The following is a 20,379-nucleotide window of genomic DNA, read 5'->3' as shown; positions in this document are numbered from 1 at the left end:
AGGTGGCTGCGCACGGGTACTCGGGCTGGGAGCAAGCCCCTTCAGTGCAAGCAGCGCAACAAGTGTGGATGCGCGCAGCAGCAAACCTAGCTGCGGAGGTCCGCTCTCAGGTTGAGAAAGCTGAACCGAATGCGAAGACTAAGATCCGCGGTCGTACCAGCACTTGAGCAACGCCATGTGCGGCAACCTCCTCGATCTCTACTTGTAGGGCTGACAGAACGCTGAGTACCGCACTGTTGAGGTCGTGGCAATCGGAACGACGCGGTACCGCTTGACTGTCCAGGGCTAAACGTCGCCCACGAAAAAGCCCGCGTTTAGACGCGGGCTTTTGTGGAAGGATGCACTGGCTTTGCTGCTGATTCCACGCAAATCGATCTCTGGGATCTCAAGGGGGGCATAATGGCCGTCCTTCGCGGCACAGGTCAAAAAGTACTGCCTGAAACCACCCTTGTCAACCATCAGCGTGAACCGTTCCTGACGCTGGCCGACATGAAACCCTCGCAGTGAACCCCTCCAGCCGGCAAGCCCGAGAGTTCGATCAAAAATTTGCTGGCATTTTGAAATTACGCCTTGAGTGTTCTGTTTATCAGAACTATGATTCGAATCAGGCGCTCGGAACCTCCAACCTCCCTCCGGCGCGCAGCCTGCAGTGAGCAGGCCACCTAGGTGCGTGTGTGCACCGCAATTGCCTTGAAAGGACTGCCACATGAAGAAGATCGGAAAAGCTGTCGCGGTAATCGTCGCTGTTGCTGGCCTGGCCGCATTGGGAGGCTGCAGCGCCATCACTGAACTGGAGGCGCGCGCTGTAGCTGACCGGGCCGCCAACCCTGCCAAATACCTGGAAGATCCAGACATCAAGCGCGCCCAGATGACCCAGAACGAGGGCGGCGCGGCGTATCCTGAGTTCTGCACCTTCGGCTGCCCAAAAGAACCGATGGACCTGACCCGCAACCACTGATCCTGGGCTGGGCCCTCCGTGCAAGCAGAGGGCCTGCTTCGCTCTATACTCCGGCCGATCGCTATCTCCCTCCTTGCAAGACGCCCGCCGCACAGTGCGATATCCTTTGCTTCCACTCATGCGATAAGGATCATTGCCGTGCCCTCTACGCCCCCCACAACGCTGCCATACGACGGCCCCGCCGATATCGACCTCACCCATGGCCAAGCACCTGGCCTCGGCAGAAAATCGCGCACTGAGGCTGTGAAGGTGTCTGCGTACGTCGCAACGTCCTCGATCCACAAAGTAGTTTTCGAAGTCGGCCGCGGCCTCGGCGTCGACCTTCTCCTGGTGCCTGACGTGGCTTACGCGCAAGTTACCCTCCCTTGCGGCCGCACCCTCGCTGGCACCGTCAGTGAAATTTCGCCATCAGGTGATTCGTTCGAAATCGACACCTCCCATCAGTCAGCATCGAGCAGTGCCGATTGACTCGAGACCGAACGACACAGGCGGAAGCACTACACGCGTTTCAGCTTGGCCGGCAAGTGCAGTCTGGCGTGATCCGCTTCACTGAGGCCCAACGCCAGCTGTGCGCACAGGGGATGACCCAGCGTACAGCCAATGCTTACCTCGAGGCGTATAGGTGCGCCTCCACCGGCACCGCCTGGAAATCCACGATCGGTGTAGAGGCTGTGCGTTCGCTGCTCGAGGAAGCATCGGCAGCCGGCCCAAATCAGCTGCTCACCTGCCTCCAGGCTCTGCGAGCTCATGTCACCTACCGGCTGGGCCGCTCCAACCAGCCTTCGCGTGGACTGCGCGACCTGGACGAGGAATTCAAGCGCGTGCTCGGGGCCCAATCTGCTGTCGGCAGCACCAGCGACATGGAGCTGGCTCGCCAAGTGGATGAGTCCCTGGCTATGTCGGACGACAAGCGCAGGGCGCGCCTGGCTCACGCGGATAAGTCGCCCCGCGTCGCCACCTACATCGTCCGGCAGTTCATTCGCAACCCCGACGTGATCGCCGAGGTTCTGCTGCGTGCGCAGGGGCACTGTGAAGCGTGCCTGCTGCAGGCGCCTTTCCGCCGGCGTGCGGACAACACCCCCTACCTGGAAGTCCATCATCGCATCCCGCTAGCCGATGGCGGCGACGACACGGTCGAAAACGCGATCGCACTCTGCCCAAACTGCCACCGGCAAGCTCACTTCGGCTGATCGCGTCGGCCCTATCCCTTCCGCAGTCGCGCGCTCCATCCAGTGAGTGGCCCGTGATTCCGCCTTTCGTCGCGCCAGCGCCAACACCTCTCCGTACGAGTTTGATTCCGCTCGCCGCAAGCATCATGCAATGATATTGTACGTTGCATAGCGTTCTGGAATTTTGGACATGTTGCTCTCTTCAAAGAACTACGTTGCGCTCAATTCTCGCCACTCTCGGCTTAAGCGGTTGCTGATCTGCTTGGCATTGAGCCCAATTATTGTGTCCGTCACATATGGGGCAATCATCTTCGCTATATGGGTTCTACTCGAACTCGAGAGGCTCGCCGGCGGCCCAGGCAATCTACTCCCCTACTCCACTTCCGGGTGTGTAGCGGTAGTTACTTGGCTGCTCTGGAGCCGGCGCGAGCAGAGAGCGGCTTACGCCTTGTATCTCCAGTCGCAGAGCGACGATGACCTTAGAGCTCTCGCCACTTCATCGGTGCACAGCCTGTCCGACAAGAAGGCTGCAGGAATGATTCTTCAAACTCGTCGAGTTCAATAATCTCTAGACAAGGATGTGTCTTGTGAATAGTGACAAGCTCAGCAATGAAACTAACCAAAGTTTCTCAATGTGGATTTCTCGCGGCTTCACGCTGCATACAACGAGCAGCGGGAATCACTACCTTCTGATGGAGTTTGCCGAGTCGGTATTCATGGTCCGCGATGCTGTGTCCACCTCTCAGGTACCAAGCTGCACTGGGAAATTCAAAGTCCATGCTCGAAGCCGCGACCTATGCCAGATGGTCGGTGAGCCACGTGAGGTATCAGGAGTGGATGCGCTCAAGGCGTTGATAGAGAGCTGGCGCAACGAGTTGTTCAGACCTGTTGCTCACGTTCATGTGCATTGCGGGCTTGCCGCGCGGCAGATTTGGGGTGGTCACATGCTGTCGAAGTAATTCGACAGCACCGCTTGATTTTTCCTTACGCAGCATGAGTGAACGGGGCAACTAACTTCACGATGCGGAGGGCGACTGCCCTATTCCGTCAACATCCTCTTTCGGCTAGGTCAGAACTGCATTGCATGTATTGAATGGCGATTAAGTGCACCCATAAAAAAACCCGGCTTGCCGAGGCTTACCGGGTTGAACGTAGTCCAGCCTGGTTAGGAGCAAGCTGGAGATTTCATTGTAGTGCCATTGATTCGGCAAAGCTAGTCCACATCAATGACATTCCAAAGAAAAAGGCGCCACTAGGCGCCTTCTTCTCGACCGCTCCCGACTTATTAGAAGAGAGCGACGGTGTAGTTCACGATGACACGGGTTTCGTCCTGGTCGCGCTGGCCGACGGCATCGGAACGCAGTGCGGCATTACGCACCTGGAAAGCTACGCCCTTGAAGAGGCCTTCCTGGATAGCGTACTGAATCGACACGTCACGCTCCCACTCGCTGCGATCGCTGCCAGGCGCGTTGATGTTGTCGCCCTTCAGATAGAGCGTGTTGAATGTGAGGCCTGGGATGCCCACCGTGGCGAAATCATAGGCGTACCCAGCAAGCCAGGTGCGCTCGCCGGCGCGCTGGAACTTGCCGATCTGCACGTCAGTGATGAGGTAACTGCTCGAGCCGTCGCCTTGGTTGAGGAACGGGAAGTCAGAAGTGCCGTTCACCCGCTGGTAGCCGGCAATGAGCGAGTGGCCGCCGAGGCCATAAGTGAACTTGGCGCTCCAGGTGCGGTTGTCGACTTCGCCGTTGTTCTGGTAGCCGGAAGCACGATAGCCGGCAAGGCGGCCTTCGGTGCTCGCGTTCTTGCCGTCGGAGTCGCTGTAGAAATAGCGCAGGTCGGTTTTCAGCGAGCCGACCGGCAGCGCCAGGGTGTGGTTAGCACCGAGGAAGTGCTGCTTGTAGAAGTCGTCCAGGTTGCCGTAGTAGTACTGGAGAGTCAGGTCTTTGTTGACTTTCCAGTCGGCGCCGCCGTAGTAGAAGGCGTTGCTGCGCTTGTTCGAAGTCGCGGTCTGCGGGTTGCCATTGGAGCCTGCGATCGTCAGCGACTCCATGTTCGTGGAGTTACGACCCTTGGCATGCTCGAGCTTGCCGCCGACGAAAGTGAAGTTGTCGATTTCGTTGGAGGTTACCTGCGCTCCTTCGAAAGTCTGCGGCAGCAGTCGACCGTCGTTGTAGGTCACGACAGGCAGCTTCGGCTGCAGGGTACCGATACGAGCTTCGGTTTTCGAGAACTTGACCTTGCCGGTCACGCCCATGGAGCTGAAGTCGTCGACAGCACGGCCGTCGCTGTCGGTCGGGAAGACCGTGCCGCCCTTCGATACGCTCTCAGGGTTGTAGTGGGTACCTTTGCCCGAGTCGAGGCGGATGGCGGTCATGCCCAGAACGTCGACACCAAAGCCAACGGTGCCCTGGGTGAAGCCGGACTGGAAGTTCAGGACAGCAGCCTGGCCCCACTCTTCCTGCTTGCTTGGTTTTGCGGTGCCGTTGCGGTTGTCGGTGATGATGTAGAAGTTGCGAAGGCCGATCGAGGCTTTGCTGTCTTCCACGAAACCGGCTGCCTGGGCGCCGAGCGACAGGGTAGCCAGGGCTACGGCCACCGGCAGACTTTTGATGTACATGAAGCGAGCTCCTTGGTCTTACTTATGCGTGTTTTTATGTTTCTGTTTTTAGGTGCAGGCAAGCTAGCTGGATCTGAAAGGCTCGTCCACGAATAAAAACGCTTGTTCTTATGCTTTTTTTGCTGCGATGCCTGCAGGCCGCAGACTACCGCAAAAACGTAAACGATGTAAATCTTAAATTGACAGCATTTACGCGCTTCCTTACCATGAACCCTTACCAGTAGCTGCGCGAACGCCCTTGAACAGGGCCACGATCAGTTGATGGCCGCAAGCTATACTTTCGTCCAATTCGCAGCCAAGCCTTTGAAAAGCCACGGCCGTTACGGATTCATCACAAAATCGCGCAAGTTTAACGTCGGGTTAATTACGTTTTTATGACAGGTAACGACCATCCTTCCAGCCACATGACCGCCGAAGAATTCGAGAAGGCGCTACCGCGGCTGTCTAATTTGTCAGGGAATGTGGTTGCTGCAGCTCGCTACGTCCTTGTTGACGGGCATGGGCCATCCAAGGCGGGCGAGTTAGTAGGAAGCATGTCTCGGCAATCCGTGAACAATGCGGTAAAGCGCGTCCGCGCCATCCTTGACGGATTCCCTGTCGACTGGGTTCGAGTCAACGAACTCATGCCCCCCGAGCTCGCCGCCGAGGTCCGCCAGCGGATCCAGGTCGCTGTCGAGGAGTTGAACAAGTAGCCAGTTGGCTGCTTGTTTTTTATCCCGCCTTGCAAGGTGTAATTATATTTTAAGAGGTGAATATGAAGCGAAGCGTGCTCGTGCTCGCGCTGTCCCTGTGTTTCAGCAGCGCTTTCGCGGCTGGTGATTTCCACGGTAAAGCCGTCCGTGTGCTGGATGGAGACACTGTGGACGTGCTCACCGCCCAGAACCAGACGGTCCGCGTTCGCCTCGCGAACATTGACGCCCCTGAAAAGAGCCAGGCGTTCGGTCAACGCTCTCGGCAGAACCTGACATCGCTGATCGCCGGCCGCATGGTGGATGTGCACGTTCAGAACCAGGACCAGTACGGTCGCAAGGTTGGGCGCGTTGTTGCGGATGGCGTTGAAGCGAATACCGAGCAGGTGCGGGCCGGCCTGGCCTGGGTGTACACCCGGTACAACCAGGATCGCCGGTTGCCAGCGATCGAGGCGCAAGCGAAGCGCGAGCAGCTCGGCCTATGGTCGGACCCGCAGCCGCTGGAGCCGTGGATGTATCGCCGGCAAAACAAGTAACTTGGCCGCCTCGCCAGGCTAGCCCAGATGAGGGTGATGACTGCGCGGAGCGAATGGCGCGGCAGATGCCGTGTGATGGGTAGCTGGTCATGTTTCCATTCAACTGCAGGTACACACCATGAAGGTCATTCAGGAATGCGCTCAATGCGGTGCCGAAGGTCATCTTTTGGATACCCCTGACGGGTACCAATGCGCAACCTGCGACGCACGGGGTCAAGCGCAAGCGCGGCAGGAGGCAAGCTGCACGCAGTGCGGGCTTCCAGAAGCCACTGAATCGGGCGTCTGTGTTGAATGCGAGACAGCCCCCTTGAGCGACGCTGAATTTGAGATCCTGGCTGCAGCTGATGCGGCGATAGCCCAGGATCTCGAAGACCAGTGGGCCAGGGATAAGGTGATCCTCGAGCAGGTGCGCCAGATGGTGCCTGTGGACGTCTTCAAGGAAATCGAAGAGTTCCTTGCCCAGGACGATTGCTCCGACTACTCGATCGTGGAGCAGCCAGTGGGCGAAGCGCAGGATGACGGCTACATCTTGGGGGACGTGTACGTCGATCAGACAATGAATGGGGGTATGGCGGGGGACAGCTACGCCGGCACGATCTGCCTGCCCCTTGGGTGCGGGAAGTACCTCAAGTACGACTACACCTGCTAATCCAATAGCTCTTGAAGAGAACAATTGCTAGTTTGTCGCTTACCCATTACGTCGTCGGAAGCCATTAAATGCACTCAATTCTGTACCTGTCGAGAACAATGCATGCCGCCTGAGTCCTTCGCTGAATGGCTTGTACGAGCAAGGTCTGCAAGCCGGCTTTCTCAATCTGAATTGGGAGCCAAAGTTGGCCTCGCCGCATCAGCGATTTCAAGGTATGAGTCGGGTGAAATGCGACCACGCGCCGCTACACTCTTGCGGATAAAGGCTGCCCTTCAGGTCGTCGATGTGCCCCCAAGTCTCCCTGGGGCCGAGTGTGAGCTCGAGGCATTAGTTGAGGAGTGGATGGCCAAACACTCGCTTGCTCCCCAGGTAGCATCGAAAATTCTGATCCTAAAGGCCGCTCGGCTACTGTAATAGCGAACTGTAAGCATGCGCCCACCTAAAGCCACACCAGAAATCATCATCCAGGCCGGCGAGAGCATTTTGCAGGACGGCGGCTCAGTCACCGCCTACGCCCTGAGGAAGAGGATTGGCTTCGGCCGCGGCGAGCGCTTGATGGAGGTTTGGCGCACCCATTCCCAAAGCGCTCAGCCAAGCGCCGGTGCCACGAGACTACCTGCTTGTGATCCGAACATAGAGACGGAGATCGAGCTGTTGAAGCAACAGCTCGCCGCGGAGAAGGCGAAGTCGGCGGAGAAACAACTGGTGCTTGACGCGGTCTCGGACCAGCTGCGTGCAGCTCAGGCCGCGTGTGCTGCTCTCGAGGAGCGTTGCAAACAGAAAGACGTGCGGATCAGCGACCTGGTGGCGCGCATTGACGAACAGCGAGGGGAGCTTCACCGGAGCTCACAGTACCGGGTGCTGATCACAGACATCGTCAACAAGCACCTTCCAGGCGTAGAGCTCCCCTCCCCCCTGAAGAGCTGATCAGTCCGTCCGGTGCTTCCATTTCTCCATCATCTGGACTGCCCGCGGATATCCTGCATCAGCTGCTCTCTGGAGGTAGTCCTTGGCAAGGTCCGGATTGTCCTTGCGGTGAATGGACGCGTAGAAGAACATGCTCTGGGGGTGGCCAGCCTCGGCAGCGAGTTTCAGCTGAGCCTTACCCTCTGGCGTGTTGTAGTACCCCTCCTTGTTCTTGATCATCCAGGCGATCGCCTCTGGCACGCCCTGGACTGCCAACTCGCTCATGCGCGGCACAAGGCTTTCCTGCTCCTGGCTGTAGCGATACCCATCGAGCAACGAGATCCCGATGTAGAGAACCACGGCCAGGAGCCCGAACCCCAGCATGATCATGAGTGGGCGGCGAGCCGCAGGGTTGATTGCGACGTCGAATTTGTGCGGCCAGGGTTGTTCAGCTTGGGACATGCTCACTTTCCTCTATCGCCAGCTCCGCTGGCATTTCGATTGGATCTTGTTGGCCGTCGACGATGCGATTGACCGGGCTTCTGCCCAACTCAAGGATCTCTCCCACCGTGACTGGAAGGCTATCAACGAAGCTGACCGTACCGGTGCCCATGAGGGGGCTGTACTCGACGGTAGCAACCTCATCACACCAGGTGAGGAACAGCTCGAAAGCCTCATCAGATGAAGCTGGAACGTGCGAGCCTCGGACCGTGAATGAGGCCCAGGGAATCCCTGCCCCAAACTCGAGGTGACCTGGCTCGTTACACGCAGCGTCCTGGGCGCCTGTGATCTCGATGGTGGTCGGCGCCAGCAGTGGGCGTGGCCGGATGATGATCACCGTTTCACGCCACCCCCTGTCTAGCTGGCCAGGACACTCACTCATCGTCGGCACCTCGCGAGGCGATCGAGTCCTTAATCGAGCGCAGCCAGCCTCCGCCGTGCTTGCGGTCCATCTGCGTCTTCACGCCCTCCACTGCTGCCAGCTCAGTTCGTGCCAAAGGGTGGTCTTGGTCGCTGGCCAGGCTCAGGTAGGCGTAGCCTTCAGCCTCATCTTCGAGATCGTGGGCTTTCAGCAGCAGCGCCAGTCCATGCTGGTACAAGCGGTCAGCACCAGCTGACTGCTGGAACGAAGGGGTTGGGTTTGATACCGCTGGTCCAGCGCCCAGTGTGGAGAGCAGCTTTACCGCAGCCTTGTCGTTCGCTTGGGCGGCGAATGACAGGGGAGCGATGGCCTCGATCTGGCGCGCCTGACGAATGTAGAACTTGCCCAGAGCGAGGGCTGCCGGCGCGTCACCGCTTTGATATGCCCGCAATAACAGAGCCTCACCCCTGCTCTCGTCATTGAGCTTGTACTGGTCGTATAGATTTGCGTACAGCATCCCGAGCTCACGCTGAGCTCGAGCACTCGTCTTGGCGCTCACCTCCATCACGGCAGCGCCGCCGGCGAGGTTTTGCTGACCGCGATCGCCGCGGACCATTTGCCATCCGAGCACACGCGTAGCTTCTGGATCATTCAAGCCTGCGGCCTGCTCGAGGTACCTTTGGGCGGCATCGAGATCGCGCGGCGCGAGCGTACCCTGGGTGTAGACCTTTGCCAGCTCGTAGTTGGCTTGCGCGCTCCCGAGATCGGCCGCAGCCACCAGCTTGGTAATACGCCCAGGTCCCTGATCCTGCAAGGCGAGATCGTAGGCACGCTGAGCTGCCCTGCTCGATTCGGCTGCAGGATCCGTTGATACTTCCTCCCAACCTGAACCGAGGGGTTCTACTGACGTAGATGGCTCAACCTGTTCGGGAGCCAAGCTCTCTGCATATTGGTCGGCTTGAGCCATGGCAGATGCGTACACGGGCTCCTGATAAGTCAGCACGACAGGTTCGTTGGAGCACCCAGTCAAAAACGCTGATCCTATGACCAGGCTCAGCACGGAACACTTCTGTTTCATTTCAACCCCGACTTCCGCTCGAAACGTCGAGCACGGCGCATTGGAATCAATGCTTGCAGCGTACAATGATTGTATACGTTGCTAGTCGAGGCGTCACAGACCTAGTAGGGGTCAGTAATGCAGATGCTCGGGACCAGGTCTGGGTAGTTCGACACCAGAGTCAGGTCAGCCGTTGTCAGACCAGCGATGTTGAAGTTTCGGGAGACCTTGTTGAAGCTGCTGATCAGCGCCTGGTGCAGAGAGCGGTAGACCTGGGCGGAATCCGTCAGCGCCACATTCTTCAGCACTGGCGCTTTAGCCTCGTGGTCATAGATAGCCAAGCGAATGGCCTGGGCGACAGCCCTGCTATCTGGGTTGATCTGCTGCACGCCGGCGACGTAGATCACCAACGCCAACGCGTCACAGCGCAACTCGACAGCGTTCCTGGTGTACTGCCGGTCATCCCGCATCGCGTCGATGATCTGAGCGCCCCCGTGGCTGACGGTACCGTCTTCAGCGCGGTAGGTGGGCAGGTTGTAGGCCCCGTAGCTGATGCGCTTCGGACGCCCCTCACCACCGTGCAACGCCGGCACCGAGCGCCCCACAAGCGCCTTGGCGCTCGAGATGAGGACGTTTACCCCGTTGACGGCCGCGACAGATCGCCCATCGGTGGCCGGTGCTGCGCCGGCACGCATGAAGCTCAGAATTTTCGGTTGTTCCATGTCGTGAATCCTCCATCAATACTCGTGGTTAGGGTCGCGGTACCCAGGTGCTTGGGCTTTTTTGGTGCCGCGGTGATATTCCTCGGCCGCGATAAGCATGGGAGCCCACTCCAAGTACCGTTCGCGGGTACGGGGATCCCTGAAGAACATCAGGTAGTCACCTAGCTGGTAGGCGCTCACGTTGAACAGCTTGTCGAAGGGAACGACGACTTTTGCTGCGATGAGCGGCATGAACTGACCGTTTCGCGATAGGCGCTCCTTGAACCAGGTGAAGGTTGCCCTCTTGCCCGAGATGCTTTCAGGTAACGCCAGGTAACCTGGCCCTGGATCACCGTAATTCGTATGAAGCTTGGGCCTGTAGGTCTGGCTGCTAGACCGGCGGTCCCTGTCAATGCGATCGCACTCTTTCTTGGTTTCGCGCTCTTGCCATGCGTGCTCTTGACCTACCAGGACCGAGGCGCTGGTGATGCTGGTATTGCAACGTTGCACGTAGGCCCTGAAATCGGGTGCTTCGCCGTGGACGAGTCCATCGCCGTCGTACACCAACTGGATCGCCTCGCGGAAACCTTCTGCTGTCCAGCTGCGCACACGAGGATGAGGCACCAGGCACTCCGAGCGGTCAAAGATGCCCTGGATGATCACTGCGACGCGGTTGAATTTTTGGACCTCATCAGAAATTGCCTCCATTGCGTCGTCGAAGTACACGCTGGAACTATCCAGGGGGTGCCACTGATGAGCATCGAAATGCTCATAGTTCCGATGGGGGTTGTCCCAGGAATTTCGCCCAGGATTTTCTGCAGCCCATTGATCGTAGGATTTTTTGCCCTGAGCACTTTTTTCGACTCGGTCGTCGTACTCACGGCGAGGCATCCTCTTATCGAAATTACGATCTCTCACGTTGACCATCATCGGCTGACTTGGATCGTAAACGCTCTTCGAGGGGAAGATGAGCTCGTCGAAGTCGATAGCCGTTTCAACCTGGTACAGACGACCACCATTGCGAATGAACAAGTAGGTGTATTTGTCCGCTTCGTTCATGTGCAGGTTCTTGAAAAGCGTACGAAGATTCCCACCCCAGTCGCGCTCCTTCACTTTGCGACGCACGCGCATGGCTACCATGCATCGGTCGTATGGAAGAATGCGGTCGCGGTTCTCGGGGAGCGCAAGCCAACCGCGGAAGGATGCCATGTCGCTGATGTCCATTCCGCCGTCGTGGTAGCGGAGCAGTGCTTCTTCATCACAGAACAGCAGACGCTGGAATACACGCAGTTTCTCGGTAGCAGCCGCCGGCTCCCCTTCAGCGAATTGAATTGCGTGCTCAGCGAGCCCGCCGTACAACTCGACGTTCAGGATGCGGCCCTCCATCAATTTTACCGCCCTGTTAGCACCGTCGCGCTGGGCCTCGAACGGAATTACCTCAGCCTGCAGCCATCGAGCCAGGTTCTCCGTATGGTCCTTCATCAGCTTCTGTAACTCGGGCAAGGTTGTGTCCTTGGCCGCTATCAGCTGCTGCTTGTAGGCGCTGAGATTGTCGACGCCCGACAGGACTGCCAGCCCAGTTCCGGAACCTTCAGGGGTGTGGCTGAGGCGGGAATTGCCTACACCCAGGCGGTGTGTCAGCTCTTCCATCTCATGCATGACAGAAGCGATGGCAGCTTGGATTTCAGCCGTACGCTGACCGATCACCTCTTTGAACTCAGGCGCTGGACGAACAAGCCGCGGTACGTCATCCATATGGATGCGTGTCTGGTAGGAGTATCGGCCTGCGAAGCTAGGGCCCTTGACCTCAACGAAGTTGGAGCCTACCCGAGTAGCGCAGGCAAGCCACTCAGGGCGAGGATCATCATTCGATGGGGTCTGAGACACCCAGTACCATTGCCCTTCGGCCGGTGCCTGGGTGGAGCTTTCGATCCGCTCGGTTTTGCCGTCGCCGGCAGGGATGATGATCTCGTTCATTTCACGCACTTCCAATTCATTTGGCCAGCGCGCCCTGTTCGTCTCAACGGCGGGGCGCCATGTACGAACAGCATAGTTCTGTTAAACAGAACTGGTCAAGGGGCTTTGAGAATTAAAACTGCCACTGAAGATTAAAAACTGTCGCAGGGGGGGAATGATCACCGCTGCTTGCTCGACGGCAAGGGTCGAGCACTCAGGGATAGCGGCGCGAGCTGCGACAGTTTTTATTCTGGAGGCCAAATGGTGCTGGCGCCGACCGGTAGGGCTGGGACAGTTTTGCGTTTTATCCAGTGCCGGCTGGAGGCACCAGAAAACCGGCCAGTGCATCGAAGGTTTTTGGTCTCAGAGACCCTAGCAGCCGTGAGTCTGGGCTGCCTGGGCAAGCTCTGCGGCCCACTCTCGATAACCAAGGCCCCTCATGAATTCTGACACTTCAAGGAGGGTGTGAGATGGGGCGAATACTGTCCGAAGATCCATAGCTCCACGGCGCTCGCCCATGGCGTCGCTAGCACTGGCGTAAGGTGCCAATTTGTGCCGCAGACTTGAATTCCCTTCCCGCTCGAGCACTTGCAGAGCCAGGTTTATCAACTCGAGCCGGACTTGTACGTTGACGATGTTAATTATCATTGCTCTGGATGGCACGCAGGAGCTGGAAAACCTTCCACCTTCTCAATTGCTTTGAGCACTCTGGCCGCATCTGGCTCTTTGAAGTCTCTCTGCGTCCGGCTAATTGATCGGCAGAATTCAATATACGCAGCTGCACGGGTCCCGGCTGCGACAACCTCGGATGGGTGCTTCTGGAAGAGGATATACATTCCAGGAGTGGCGAAGGCGAGGTACCCGATCCCAAGCAGCAAGCTCAATGCCCATTGGCGCCGAGCAAATCGCTTGGTCAGCCATGCCTGCAAAGCTACCAGAGCAATCAGCGCGATGATGATGCCGGCCGCCATGAAAGGGTGGCGAGATGCATGGCTCCAGGGAGAGAAGAGATCAATAGTCGGCATTGGATTGGGTTCCATTCAGATAATGGAGCGATGTTAGTTCTGTTAATTGGAACATGTCAATCCACCCTCCCCTTGCATGCGCGTGCATGACTAAAGCAGCTGCAGTCCTTTTTGACATGGTTTAATATCATTGCACGTTGTTTACAGGCGGTGAGAACCCTCATGTCGTTGCATGGCTATTTCATCAAAAACGTAGGTCAGAACCGAGGCCGGCCGCGTATCTGGCTCGAGAATTCGGAAGTGTCCTCTGCTGGGTTGCAGCCAGGCGATCGATACGACATCCATATGAAAGAGGGCGTGGTCACGCTGCAGGCCAATCCCGATGGCTCTCGGGTGGTCAGCTCCAAGCAGCGCGGCGATAAGGCCTACCCAATCATCGACATCAACAGCCGCGAGGTGCTGGCGTTGTTCGATGGCATGGCGGCGATCAGGCTGGTGCAGCGCGAAGGTCAAATTTACTTGCTGCCCCTGGCGAGTGAGGTCAAAAAGAAAGAGCGCCTGAACAGGCTCCGCTACAAGATCGAGAACAACATTCCGCTGACGATCGGGAGCCTTTCCCACGGTGCCGGCCTTCTATCCAAGGCCGTGCACGAGGGGTTGCAAGCTGCAGGCATCCAGACCGAGAAAGGCCTGGTCAATGAGATCAGGCCCGAGCTGCTCGAGCATGCGACAAAAGGGAGCGACTGGTCGCCACGAACGATCCCCGTAGCAGCGCCGATGCAGGAGTTCGCTTTCGATGACGCCGCTACGCGGCTGATACCAAAGCAAGACGGGCTGGAAGCCGGTCTACCTTGCTCGGGAGCTTCAGTCAGCGGGCGTGCGCGCCGCGGTACTGCAATGGCGGAAGAGCACCCGCTTGTTGGGCACCTGATCGTCGCGGCACTGATGATCATCGCGCGCGCCAACCCAGCCTTCATCCTCATGGAAAACGTGATCCCCTACTCCTCCAGCGCCAGCGCCGCAATTCTGCGAAACCAGTTGGCAGACCTGGGATACGCGACTCACGAAACCGTCCTCAAGGGTTCGGACTTCAACGCCCTGGAGCACCGTGACCGCTGGTGCATGGTGGCGGTCACCGAGGGCATGAGTTTCGACTGGAGCATGCTCCAGCTACCTGAAGCCAAGACGATGACGCTTTCTGACATCCTCGACGATATCCCTGAGGACTCGCCGCTATGGTCAGAAATGAGGGGGCTCAAGGAAAAAGAAATTCGCGACCTGGCCGAGGGCAAAGGCTTTAGGATGCAGGTCTTCACCGACTCCGACATCAAGGTGAACACGCTGACCAAGGGATATGCCAAGGTCCGTAGTACCGACCCCAAACTGGCCCACCCGACAGATCCGAACCTGCTGCGCCAGTTCACCGCCAATGAACATGCACGCATTAAGCAGTGGCCCCCTTCAGTGATCGAGGGGTTATCGAACACTGTGGCTCATGAGGTACTGGGCCAGGCCATCGTCAAAGACCCGTTTGTGGCTGCAGCAAAACTGCTTGGCCAGTTCGTGCTGGACTTTGGCCATGATCGGAAAAGCTTCACAACCCACCATCTGATTCAGGCCATTCACGACACCATTCAGGACACCGCCTCTGAAGTCGTGCGCCAGATCCGTCAACCGATAGCTGGGGTCACCTACGAAGGCCGTATCACGGCAAACGATGCTGGCGCTCTCATCCAGGATATCGGCAACGGCGTCGGCATTCTGCACAAGGCCAGCGCCTTCCCTGAAGTCGCCCTGGGCGAGGCAGTGCGAGTCCGCTATCCAAGCAAGTCTGCAGTCCCAACCGTGGTGCAGCTGGAACAACCAGCGCCAGCGGTGACCAGTTCGCTCGTTGCAGCCCAAGCCCAAGCAGCTCGCGAAGCGCAAAACCAGCAAATGAGCATGTTCCCAACCCACGAGCCAGCCCGAGAAGAGAGCCGCCCTCGGCCCTCGTTCGGCCCACGCTTCTAATTCGAGTCGAGGATGAACCAAATGCAACTCAACGAACACGAATGGCGGCAGTTCCGCGAAAGGGCCGAGGCTCTCAGCGCTCGCCTGGAGGCTGCCAACCAGAAGGTGCTCGACCATCCATCATTCAGCCGAGAGCTCAAGGATGCGGTGGTCAAGATGGCCCTTCCCTACGCGATCATCCTCTCCGAGGTTGAGCAGGGCTTGCACCCGAAGGACGCAGAGCTGATCCAGTCGAGTCTCGACAAGATTGATCAGCATTGCCACATCATCGAGCAGGATCAACTCAACGCTGCATAAGGAACCGCGGCATGAAAAGTAACGGGAAACAACTCCTGGGCCGGCTGGTAGACAACTTCCTCAGCTTCGTGAAAGACCGTCAGCCAAAAGCGTCGATTGCCGCCGCGATCGTTGCCACTCCCATCGCGGCCGCGGCTGTAGTTGCTGGCGCACAATTCATCATCGGGATCGCAAACCGTGACCCTGATGCCATTGCCACCGGGTACTTCAACCTCACCAACCCGGATACGTCGAAGTGGTTGGCTGGGCTGAAAGGACAGCTTCCAGACAGTCACGCGAACCACTTCTACCAATTGTCGACGTTGAGCGCCTTCAGCGCGGCCGCCACGGCGACGATTACCCATGTAGTGACCAAGTTCGCTACGCTACGCTCAGAGGCGCAGCATCTGGCTCGGGAGAACCACCTGCTGAAAGAACAGGTGGCGAATACCGCCTCTGGCCAGGGCTCTCTGAGTTCACAGCTCAATAAAGGTCTGCAGCGCGTTCACGAACGCCTCGAGGAGCGCGACAGCGTGAAACGCGAGGCCGTACAAGCAACCCGCGTCAGGCCTGGCCCAGGTTTGCAATAACCCAACCGCGGCCGGCGCTGCTGGCCGCTGTATCTAGGAAAGCGTTTTGTCACAACAACCCTTGAACCCAGAAATCCTACTGGCCAACAGCCAGATTCTGCTGGCGCCACTGATGTTCACCGGCGTGGTACTGCTGCTGTGGCTCGTCGCCTACGCGGTGAAGCGCCCGGTCATTTTCGCCTGGGGCTCGATCATTCACTGCGCGGTTTCCGCAACGTGCCTGGTTTACTACCTTTTTGGCGTGCTCACAGATGACCCTGTCACTGGCATGATCACCGGTCTCCTTGGGGGCCTTGGCGTTGCCTGGCTGGGAAAAACACTCCTCAAGAATTCCTTCGAAACCCCAACCTTAAAGGTCCCCAGAAATGAACAAGGCTGATATCGTCAATCAGATCCAGGAGCAAACGGCCCTGAGCCGCGAGGAATCCGGGCGGACCCTCGCTGCAATTGTCGACTGCATCATCGAGGAGCTCGCTTCGGGTAACGGCGACGTGGTGCTCACCGGCTTCGGCACCTTCACCGTAAAGCAGCGCCCTGCCCGCGTTGGCCGAAATCCCAGTACCGGCCAGCCCATCACCATCCCTGCCTCGAGATCCCCTACCTTCAAGGCTGGTGCGGTTCTTAAGCGTGCGGTCGCTGGCCGGTGAACCCCTTCGTCACCTGCTAGCACCACGACACCGCGAGCATAGAGAACCCGCCTCAGAGCGGGTTTTTCTATGCCTGCCGTTCTGCCTGTTCGGGCAGGGCAAGTGCTACTCCATGACATGCATAGCGCGAATCAACCCGCGTCAGCCACCGGCCCACCTTGCTCCACAGTAATCCTCGGATTAGATTGGTTATTCATGAAAGCAGTGGTCCGTCATCATGGAGTTCGCCATGGCAGAGCCCATAGAGGCCATCATCACGTTCAGCCGTCACGTCGTGCTGCTCGATGACTTGGAGCCCTCCCACGGCTTCCAGGAGCGCCGTGAGACCATACAACGGCTAGTAGAGGTCTAGAGGTTATGGCGCCCCTGGAACCGATCTCCTCGCTAGAGCGCCGCCAAGCCGAGATGCTGATGAAGGCCAAAAGCACCGTTCTGGAAAGCGGCGACTGGGTCACGGCGCCTGAGATCGCGAGCCTGGCCCAACTCAGTGGCCGCAATCTGTCCTCGCAGCCCAGCGAGTGGATACTGGATAAGCGCATCTTCGCCATCACCCACAACGGCACTGATTATTTCCCAATGTACGGCCTGGATGAGGCCTGCGGCTATGGACCCCTGTCTCAGCTGAAGGACGTGATGAAGGTTCTCGAATCATCCAAGGACTCTTGGCAGATGGCCTACTGGTTCATGTCCGATAACAGCTGGCTGGCCTCCAAGCGCCCGCAGGACCTGCTGCGATTTGACCCAGGCAGCGTACTTGAGGCCGCCTTGGAAGAAGTCTCGGAGATCTCGCATGGCTGATCACGCCAGGCCTGTCTACCTCACTTATGCAGGTGTGAGAAGATCTGGCCACTATGCAGCAGCGATCAGTTCCAGCTGGTCCGGCACGTCCTGCTTGCGCACGTGCTTGGTCCGCGTCACGCGCACCAGGTCCAGGCGAACCGGCGGCCTTGGCCGTGACCATCGGCACGCCCTTGCCGCGTACAGCCTCGAACCGGGCAAAGCCGCACAGGCGATGCCGGTAGTACAGACGAACACCAGCAGCGCGCAGCAGGCCAAGGCGAACTGGGGCTTAAGTCGGCCATGACGGCATACTCAATCTTGATGGTTGAGGAGGCGTTTTAATCGGGGAGAATGACCTAGTCGTCCGGCTCCTGGTGCATCGCTCGGAGACAGCCGCGCAGCCCGATTCACCGCTCGGCGAATACGAGTTTGACTAAGACCACCGCCCCTGCAATACCGGACATCAGGAAGAGCATTATCGACGCTGTGTCTACCCCGGCCAAACCCTCAGTAAAAATTGGGTTAATGGAAAAGCCGCCTGTAATAACGATCACTACCAGAGCGAGAATGCCAAAAATCCTCATTATTGCCTTTCGAGTACTCATGAAAATTCCCCTATTTAATCAGTTTGCAGCAGGTGCTTCACCCTGCTCACCAACGACAGGGCCGTCTTCTTTTTTGCCACTTGCTTCGAGGTGAGCGAACATAGCATCGCACTTCTCTTTGCCATGATTGGCCACAAAGCTGCTCATGTCCATCCGAGCCTCAATACGCTTCACCTGGTCCTGGCTTGATACCGCATCAACTAACTTGTCGAACTCGGTGATTTCAGCTTTCGTCCACATACGGGTTGCCATGATGTTCTCCCTGCTTGACCCTGGGCAGCGTAAGTCGCGCCCCTTCTACGTCTTCGACCCAGCGCGAGGGCTGGGCTTTGGCGGTATCGCAATCTTCCTGCCTATTGCTGAAGTTCGGTTAATCGGTGTTTACGGGCTCGACGGCTTGCCATTGCACACCGCCGCCGATCAGTCGCGCAGCCCCCTGCTTGGCGCCTAGGACACTGGCGTAGCGTCGGGGCAGCTCTAGCCATGCCGGACTGCCGTTGAGCAAGCGGCTGCAGTCTAGGGTGAACGGCAGGCCATCGACGCGGCCGTTCAGCTCGATGCGCAGTTGTTTGCAGCCCCCGGCGGCAGTGAACAGGACGCAATTGGTCGCCATAGGGGTTCTCCTAAACTTCGAGGCCAGTCAGGCCCATCCCACGAATCGTGTTCACTTCGCGAAGCGATTCCTTGTCGTACTCGTCCAGACTGCTGCAGTCGGCGCTGGCCAATCCGGCTTGCTTGAGCACATCGGCGGCTACCTGGGGTTCATCATGCAAGCGCACTACCTGGGCGGCTGCATAAAGTACGCCGTGCTCGAATTTTGTGAGTGCCATAAACTTTCCTCGGTATCAGGGGGTGGGGTTCAGGCGTTGCGGGTAACGGGCGTCGGCAGCTACACGCCGAGGCGCAGTAGCACGGCGCCCCTAGAGCTTTTCAAAAGCGACATCCAAGCGGTTGGCGGCGCCGGCGAAGGACGTAATTCGTGTAGCCATGGTATCAGTGGGCAAACCGGGCTCGATGATATGCTCAGCTTCCAAATTTCCAGTATCACTAACCGTCAAGGTCAGCGTAATTCCCGCCACAAATGCTTCCTGCCGCGCTAACTCCCTAGCAGTTTCCATTTGCGTAAGAGGGAAGTCCTCGAAGGTTAAAACAGCCGAAAGCTTCACAGCTTCGTTATCTGCGTCATAAACAAAGATTGCTGATTCTTTTCCACCGTTAAGGCGAAGCTTGATCACAAGCTCCTCGTGCTCGGAGTCCATCATCCTGAGCTCAAGCGGTTGCAGGGTTTTGCATAATTGAAGTGCCACTACCACGCTAGTGATGCCCTCTGAGCAGGGCTGTACATCAGAAACCTGAATACTCATTCGTTACTCCAATTCTGTGTCAACCGCGGTCGTAGGTTTGCGGCGATCTTTTCCTGGGTATTTGGATTGCCGCGTTGATTGGTTAAAATCAGGTATGCGAAATCCTCGTTTCAACAGAATTACCCGGTTTATCCATTATCGCCTTCGTGCTGCTTGGCAAACAAACTAATTACGAACCCACAAAATACCACGATAACAAACGCAAGACCGTCGCGCCCTATAGCAGCTAGTACCATACACAAAATTGCAATAGCTGAAGCAATAAAAGCAAGTATATATAACTGTTTAGTGCTCATTACTTCCCCTAAACTTGATCAAGCCAAATCATTGGCCAGTACATCCAAAGCAGCAAAGCTGCGACATACGCAATTGCGAGCGGAGGTCGGTATTTCACCGGAGTTTTTCGATACACCAAGTTGGCAACTGCAAATACGACGATGGCTGCCAACAGCTCCAAGGTAAATTGCGCCGGGTTCTCCAAAAAACTTGCCCACAGGCTGCGAAGGTCAACAACTGAAATCATTCTGGCTTTCCTGCGGTCCTGGGAGGTGAGAAGCACCCGCCTCTTACGGGGTTAGCCCGCGACCGAGCGGGCTTAGGGGTGGAGTTGAATATCCATCAATTGGCCGCTGTTGGGCCAGCTGCATGAAACTGCGCGGCCAGCTCAGGGTCGCGCTCCAGGGCTTGGCCCAGGATGAACGGGGTATTAGCGCGGCCTTTCTCGATCAGCTCGGCCAGCGGACGGCCCAGCAGGCGCTCAACCGTTTCGGCAGTGACACGCTTGTCGGCGATTATCTCGCCGGCCAGGTCGAGCTTGTCAGCAATCAAGTTGGCCGGATCTTCATCACCGAGAGCCGACAGGGGCAGAGCAGCCCACTGCGACTCCCACTCGGCTTGCGATTCCCAGCCGGCGCCGCCGAGGGTTACGAAACCGTTGTTCTCTTCATCGGCGAAGGTCAATGCAATGCACCACATCGGGGCTGTCTCATTCGACGTCATTGTCTCAGTCCTATTTTCGCGGACGCGAAAAAGGCGTCCT

General features: G+C 57.8%; 29 protein-coding genes. 16 read left to right on the top strand and 13 right to left on the bottom strand.

Annotated features, from left to right (window positions below):
• Positions 1-706: 706 nt before the first annotated feature.
• From F6X61_RS03385 to F6X61_RS03375, 3 genes are all read left to right on the top strand, one after another.
• The gene (locus F6X61_RS03385) at positions 707-958 is read left to right on the top strand and encodes a hypothetical protein (RefSeq protein ID WP_153785395.1); all 252 of its coding nucleotides are present in this window, start codon (positions 707-709) and stop codon (positions 956-958) included.
• Positions 959-1,494: 536 nt separating this feature from the next.
• Positions 1,495-2,148, top strand: a complete 654-nt coding sequence (locus tag F6X61_RS03380) for an HNH endonuclease (protein ID WP_256671273.1) — start codon at positions 1,495-1,497, stop codon at positions 2,146-2,148.
• A 566-nt stretch (positions 2,149-2,714) separates the two neighbouring features.
• Positions 2,715-3,086: a hypothetical protein gene (locus F6X61_RS03375; RefSeq protein ID WP_153785394.1), complete on the top strand. Its 372-nt coding sequence runs from the start codon at positions 2,715-2,717 to the stop codon at positions 3,084-3,086.
• A gap of 326 nt (positions 3,087-3,412) precedes the next feature.
• Here F6X61_RS03375 and F6X61_RS03370 read toward each other — a convergent pair whose 3' ends face one another.
• The gene (locus tag F6X61_RS03370) at positions 3,413-4,747 is read right to left on the bottom strand and encodes an OprD family porin (RefSeq protein WP_153785393.1); all 1,335 of its coding nucleotides are present in this window, start codon (positions 4,745-4,747) and stop codon (positions 3,413-3,415) included.
• Between the two features lie 374 nt (positions 4,748-5,121).
• Between F6X61_RS03370 and F6X61_RS27475 the strand changes: the two genes are divergently transcribed.
• The 5 genes from F6X61_RS27475 (at position 5,122) to F6X61_RS03345 (ending at position 7,548) form a co-directional block, all read left to right on the top strand.
• A complete protein-coding gene (locus F6X61_RS27475; protein WP_153785392.1) occupies positions 5,122-5,439 on the top strand; it encodes a TrfB-related DNA-binding protein in 318 nt (105 codons plus the stop codon).
• Positions 5,440-5,501: 62 nt separating this feature from the next.
• A complete protein-coding gene (locus F6X61_RS03360) occupies positions 5,502-5,972 on the top strand; it encodes a thermonuclease family protein (RefSeq protein ID WP_153785391.1) in 471 nt (156 codons plus the stop codon).
• A 118-nt stretch (positions 5,973-6,090) separates the two neighbouring features.
• A complete protein-coding gene (locus F6X61_RS03355) occupies positions 6,091-6,621 on the top strand; it encodes a hypothetical protein (protein WP_153785390.1) in 531 nt (176 codons plus the stop codon).
• 102 nt (positions 6,622-6,723) lie between these two features.
• Positions 6,724-7,035, top strand: coding sequence for a helix-turn-helix transcriptional regulator (locus F6X61_RS27470; protein WP_153785389.1), 312 nt, complete (start codon positions 6,724-6,726; stop codon positions 7,033-7,035).
• Between the two features lie 15 nt (positions 7,036-7,050).
• Positions 7,051-7,548 (top strand): DNA-binding protein, encoded by a 498-nt coding sequence (locus F6X61_RS03345; protein WP_153785388.1) that lies wholly within the window; start codon positions 7,051-7,053, stop codon positions 7,546-7,548.
• Here the strand turns inward: F6X61_RS03345 and F6X61_RS03340 are convergent, their stop codons facing one another.
• Complete coding sequence (locus F6X61_RS03340; RefSeq protein ID WP_153785387.1) at positions 7,549-7,989, bottom strand: hypothetical protein; 441 nt, start codon at positions 7,987-7,989, stop codon at positions 7,549-7,551.
• On the opposite strand from F6X61_RS03340, the gene F6X61_RS03335 reads away from it, so the two are divergent.
• Positions 7,988-8,212, top strand: coding sequence for a hypothetical protein (locus F6X61_RS03335; protein ID WP_153785386.1), 225 nt, complete (start codon positions 7,988-7,990; stop codon positions 8,210-8,212). The genes F6X61_RS03340 and F6X61_RS03335 overlap by 2 nt on opposite strands.
• Before the next feature lie 190 nt (positions 8,213-8,402).
• Here the strand turns inward: F6X61_RS03335 and F6X61_RS03330 are convergent, their stop codons facing one another.
• The 4 genes from F6X61_RS03330 to F6X61_RS03315 form a co-directional block, all read right to left on the bottom strand.
• Positions 8,403-9,449, bottom strand: a complete 1,047-nt coding sequence (locus tag F6X61_RS03330) for a tetratricopeptide repeat protein (RefSeq protein ID WP_153785385.1) — start codon at positions 9,447-9,449, stop codon at positions 8,403-8,405.
• A gap of 119 nt (positions 9,450-9,568) precedes the next feature.
• Positions 9,569-10,168, bottom strand: coding sequence for a hypothetical protein (locus tag F6X61_RS03325; protein ID WP_153785384.1), 600 nt, complete (start codon positions 10,166-10,168; stop codon positions 9,569-9,571).
• Between the two features lie 15 nt (positions 10,169-10,183).
• Complete coding sequence (locus tag F6X61_RS26930; RefSeq protein WP_178125758.1) at positions 10,184-12,124, bottom strand: hypothetical protein; 1,941 nt, start codon at positions 12,122-12,124, stop codon at positions 10,184-10,186.
• Between the two features lie 623 nt (positions 12,125-12,747).
• The gene (locus F6X61_RS03315; RefSeq protein WP_153785383.1) at positions 12,748-13,128 is read right to left on the bottom strand and encodes a hypothetical protein; all 381 of its coding nucleotides are present in this window, start codon (positions 13,126-13,128) and stop codon (positions 12,748-12,750) included.
• A gap of 162 nt (positions 13,129-13,290) precedes the next feature.
• Between F6X61_RS03315 and F6X61_RS03310 the strand changes: the two genes are divergently transcribed.
• From F6X61_RS03310 to F6X61_RS03285, 7 genes are all read left to right on the top strand, one after another.
• Positions 13,291-15,078, top strand: coding sequence for a DNA cytosine methyltransferase (locus F6X61_RS03310; protein ID WP_256671272.1), 1,788 nt, complete (start codon positions 13,291-13,293; stop codon positions 15,076-15,078).
• A 21-nt stretch (positions 15,079-15,099) separates the two neighbouring features.
• Positions 15,100-15,375 (top strand): hypothetical protein, encoded by a 276-nt coding sequence (locus F6X61_RS03305; protein ID WP_153785382.1) that lies wholly within the window; start codon positions 15,100-15,102, stop codon positions 15,373-15,375.
• 11 nt (positions 15,376-15,386) lie between these two features.
• Positions 15,387-15,944, top strand: coding sequence for a hypothetical protein (locus F6X61_RS03300; protein WP_153785381.1), 558 nt, complete (start codon positions 15,387-15,389; stop codon positions 15,942-15,944).
• A gap of 46 nt (positions 15,945-15,990) precedes the next feature.
• Positions 15,991-16,323, top strand: a complete 333-nt coding sequence (locus F6X61_RS03295; RefSeq protein WP_153785380.1) for a hypothetical protein — start codon at positions 15,991-15,993, stop codon at positions 16,321-16,323.
• Positions 16,310-16,591 (top strand): HU family DNA-binding protein, encoded by a 282-nt coding sequence (locus tag F6X61_RS03290; protein ID WP_153785379.1) that lies wholly within the window; start codon positions 16,310-16,312, stop codon positions 16,589-16,591. Before F6X61_RS03295 ends, F6X61_RS03290 begins: the two co-directional genes overlap by 14 nt.
• A gap of 229 nt (positions 16,592-16,820) precedes the next feature.
• Positions 16,821-16,943, top strand: coding sequence for a hypothetical protein (locus tag F6X61_RS27175; protein ID WP_256671271.1), 123 nt, complete (start codon positions 16,821-16,823; stop codon positions 16,941-16,943).
• 5 nt (positions 16,944-16,948) lie between these two features.
• Positions 16,949-17,389 (top strand): hypothetical protein, encoded by a 441-nt coding sequence (locus F6X61_RS03285; protein ID WP_153785378.1) that lies wholly within the window; start codon positions 16,949-16,951, stop codon positions 17,387-17,389.
• Positions 17,390-17,778: 389 nt separating this feature from the next.
• Here the strand turns inward: F6X61_RS03285 and F6X61_RS03280 are convergent, their stop codons facing one another.
• The 7 genes from F6X61_RS03280 to F6X61_RS03250 form a co-directional block, all read right to left on the bottom strand.
• Positions 17,779-17,976: a hypothetical protein gene (locus F6X61_RS03280; RefSeq protein WP_153785377.1), complete on the bottom strand. Its 198-nt coding sequence runs from the start codon at positions 17,974-17,976 to the stop codon at positions 17,779-17,781.
• Positions 17,977-17,994: 18 nt separating this feature from the next.
• The gene (locus tag F6X61_RS03275) at positions 17,995-18,228 is read right to left on the bottom strand and encodes a hypothetical protein (protein ID WP_153785376.1); all 234 of its coding nucleotides are present in this window, start codon (positions 18,226-18,228) and stop codon (positions 17,995-17,997) included.
• Positions 18,229-18,346: 118 nt separating this feature from the next.
• A complete protein-coding gene (locus tag F6X61_RS03270; RefSeq protein ID WP_153785375.1) occupies positions 18,347-18,589 on the bottom strand; it encodes a hypothetical protein in 243 nt (80 codons plus the stop codon).
• A gap of 10 nt (positions 18,590-18,599) precedes the next feature.
• Positions 18,600-18,806, bottom strand: a complete 207-nt coding sequence (locus tag F6X61_RS03265; protein ID WP_153785374.1) for a hypothetical protein — start codon at positions 18,804-18,806, stop codon at positions 18,600-18,602.
• A 90-nt stretch (positions 18,807-18,896) separates the two neighbouring features.
• A complete protein-coding gene (locus F6X61_RS03260; protein WP_153785373.1) occupies positions 18,897-19,340 on the bottom strand; it encodes a hypothetical protein in 444 nt (147 codons plus the stop codon).
• Positions 19,341-19,644: 304 nt separating this feature from the next.
• Positions 19,645-19,863 (bottom strand): hypothetical protein, encoded by a 219-nt coding sequence (locus F6X61_RS03255; protein WP_153785372.1) that lies wholly within the window; start codon positions 19,861-19,863, stop codon positions 19,645-19,647.
• Positions 19,864-19,958: 95 nt separating this feature from the next.
• Positions 19,959-20,339 (bottom strand): hypothetical protein, encoded by a 381-nt coding sequence (locus F6X61_RS03250; RefSeq protein WP_153785371.1) that lies wholly within the window; start codon positions 20,337-20,339, stop codon positions 19,959-19,961.
• Between the last annotated feature and the right edge of the window lie 40 nt (positions 20,340-20,379).

Origin of the sequence: Pseudomonas sp. EMN2, assembly GCF_009650555.1 — a bacterium.
Classification (GTDB): domain Bacteria; phylum Pseudomonadota; class Gammaproteobacteria; order Pseudomonadales; family Pseudomonadaceae; genus Aquipseudomonas; species Aquipseudomonas sichuanensis.
The sequence above is the reverse complement of the archived record's forward strand: the minus strand, read 5'-3'. Positions and strand labels throughout refer to the sequence as shown.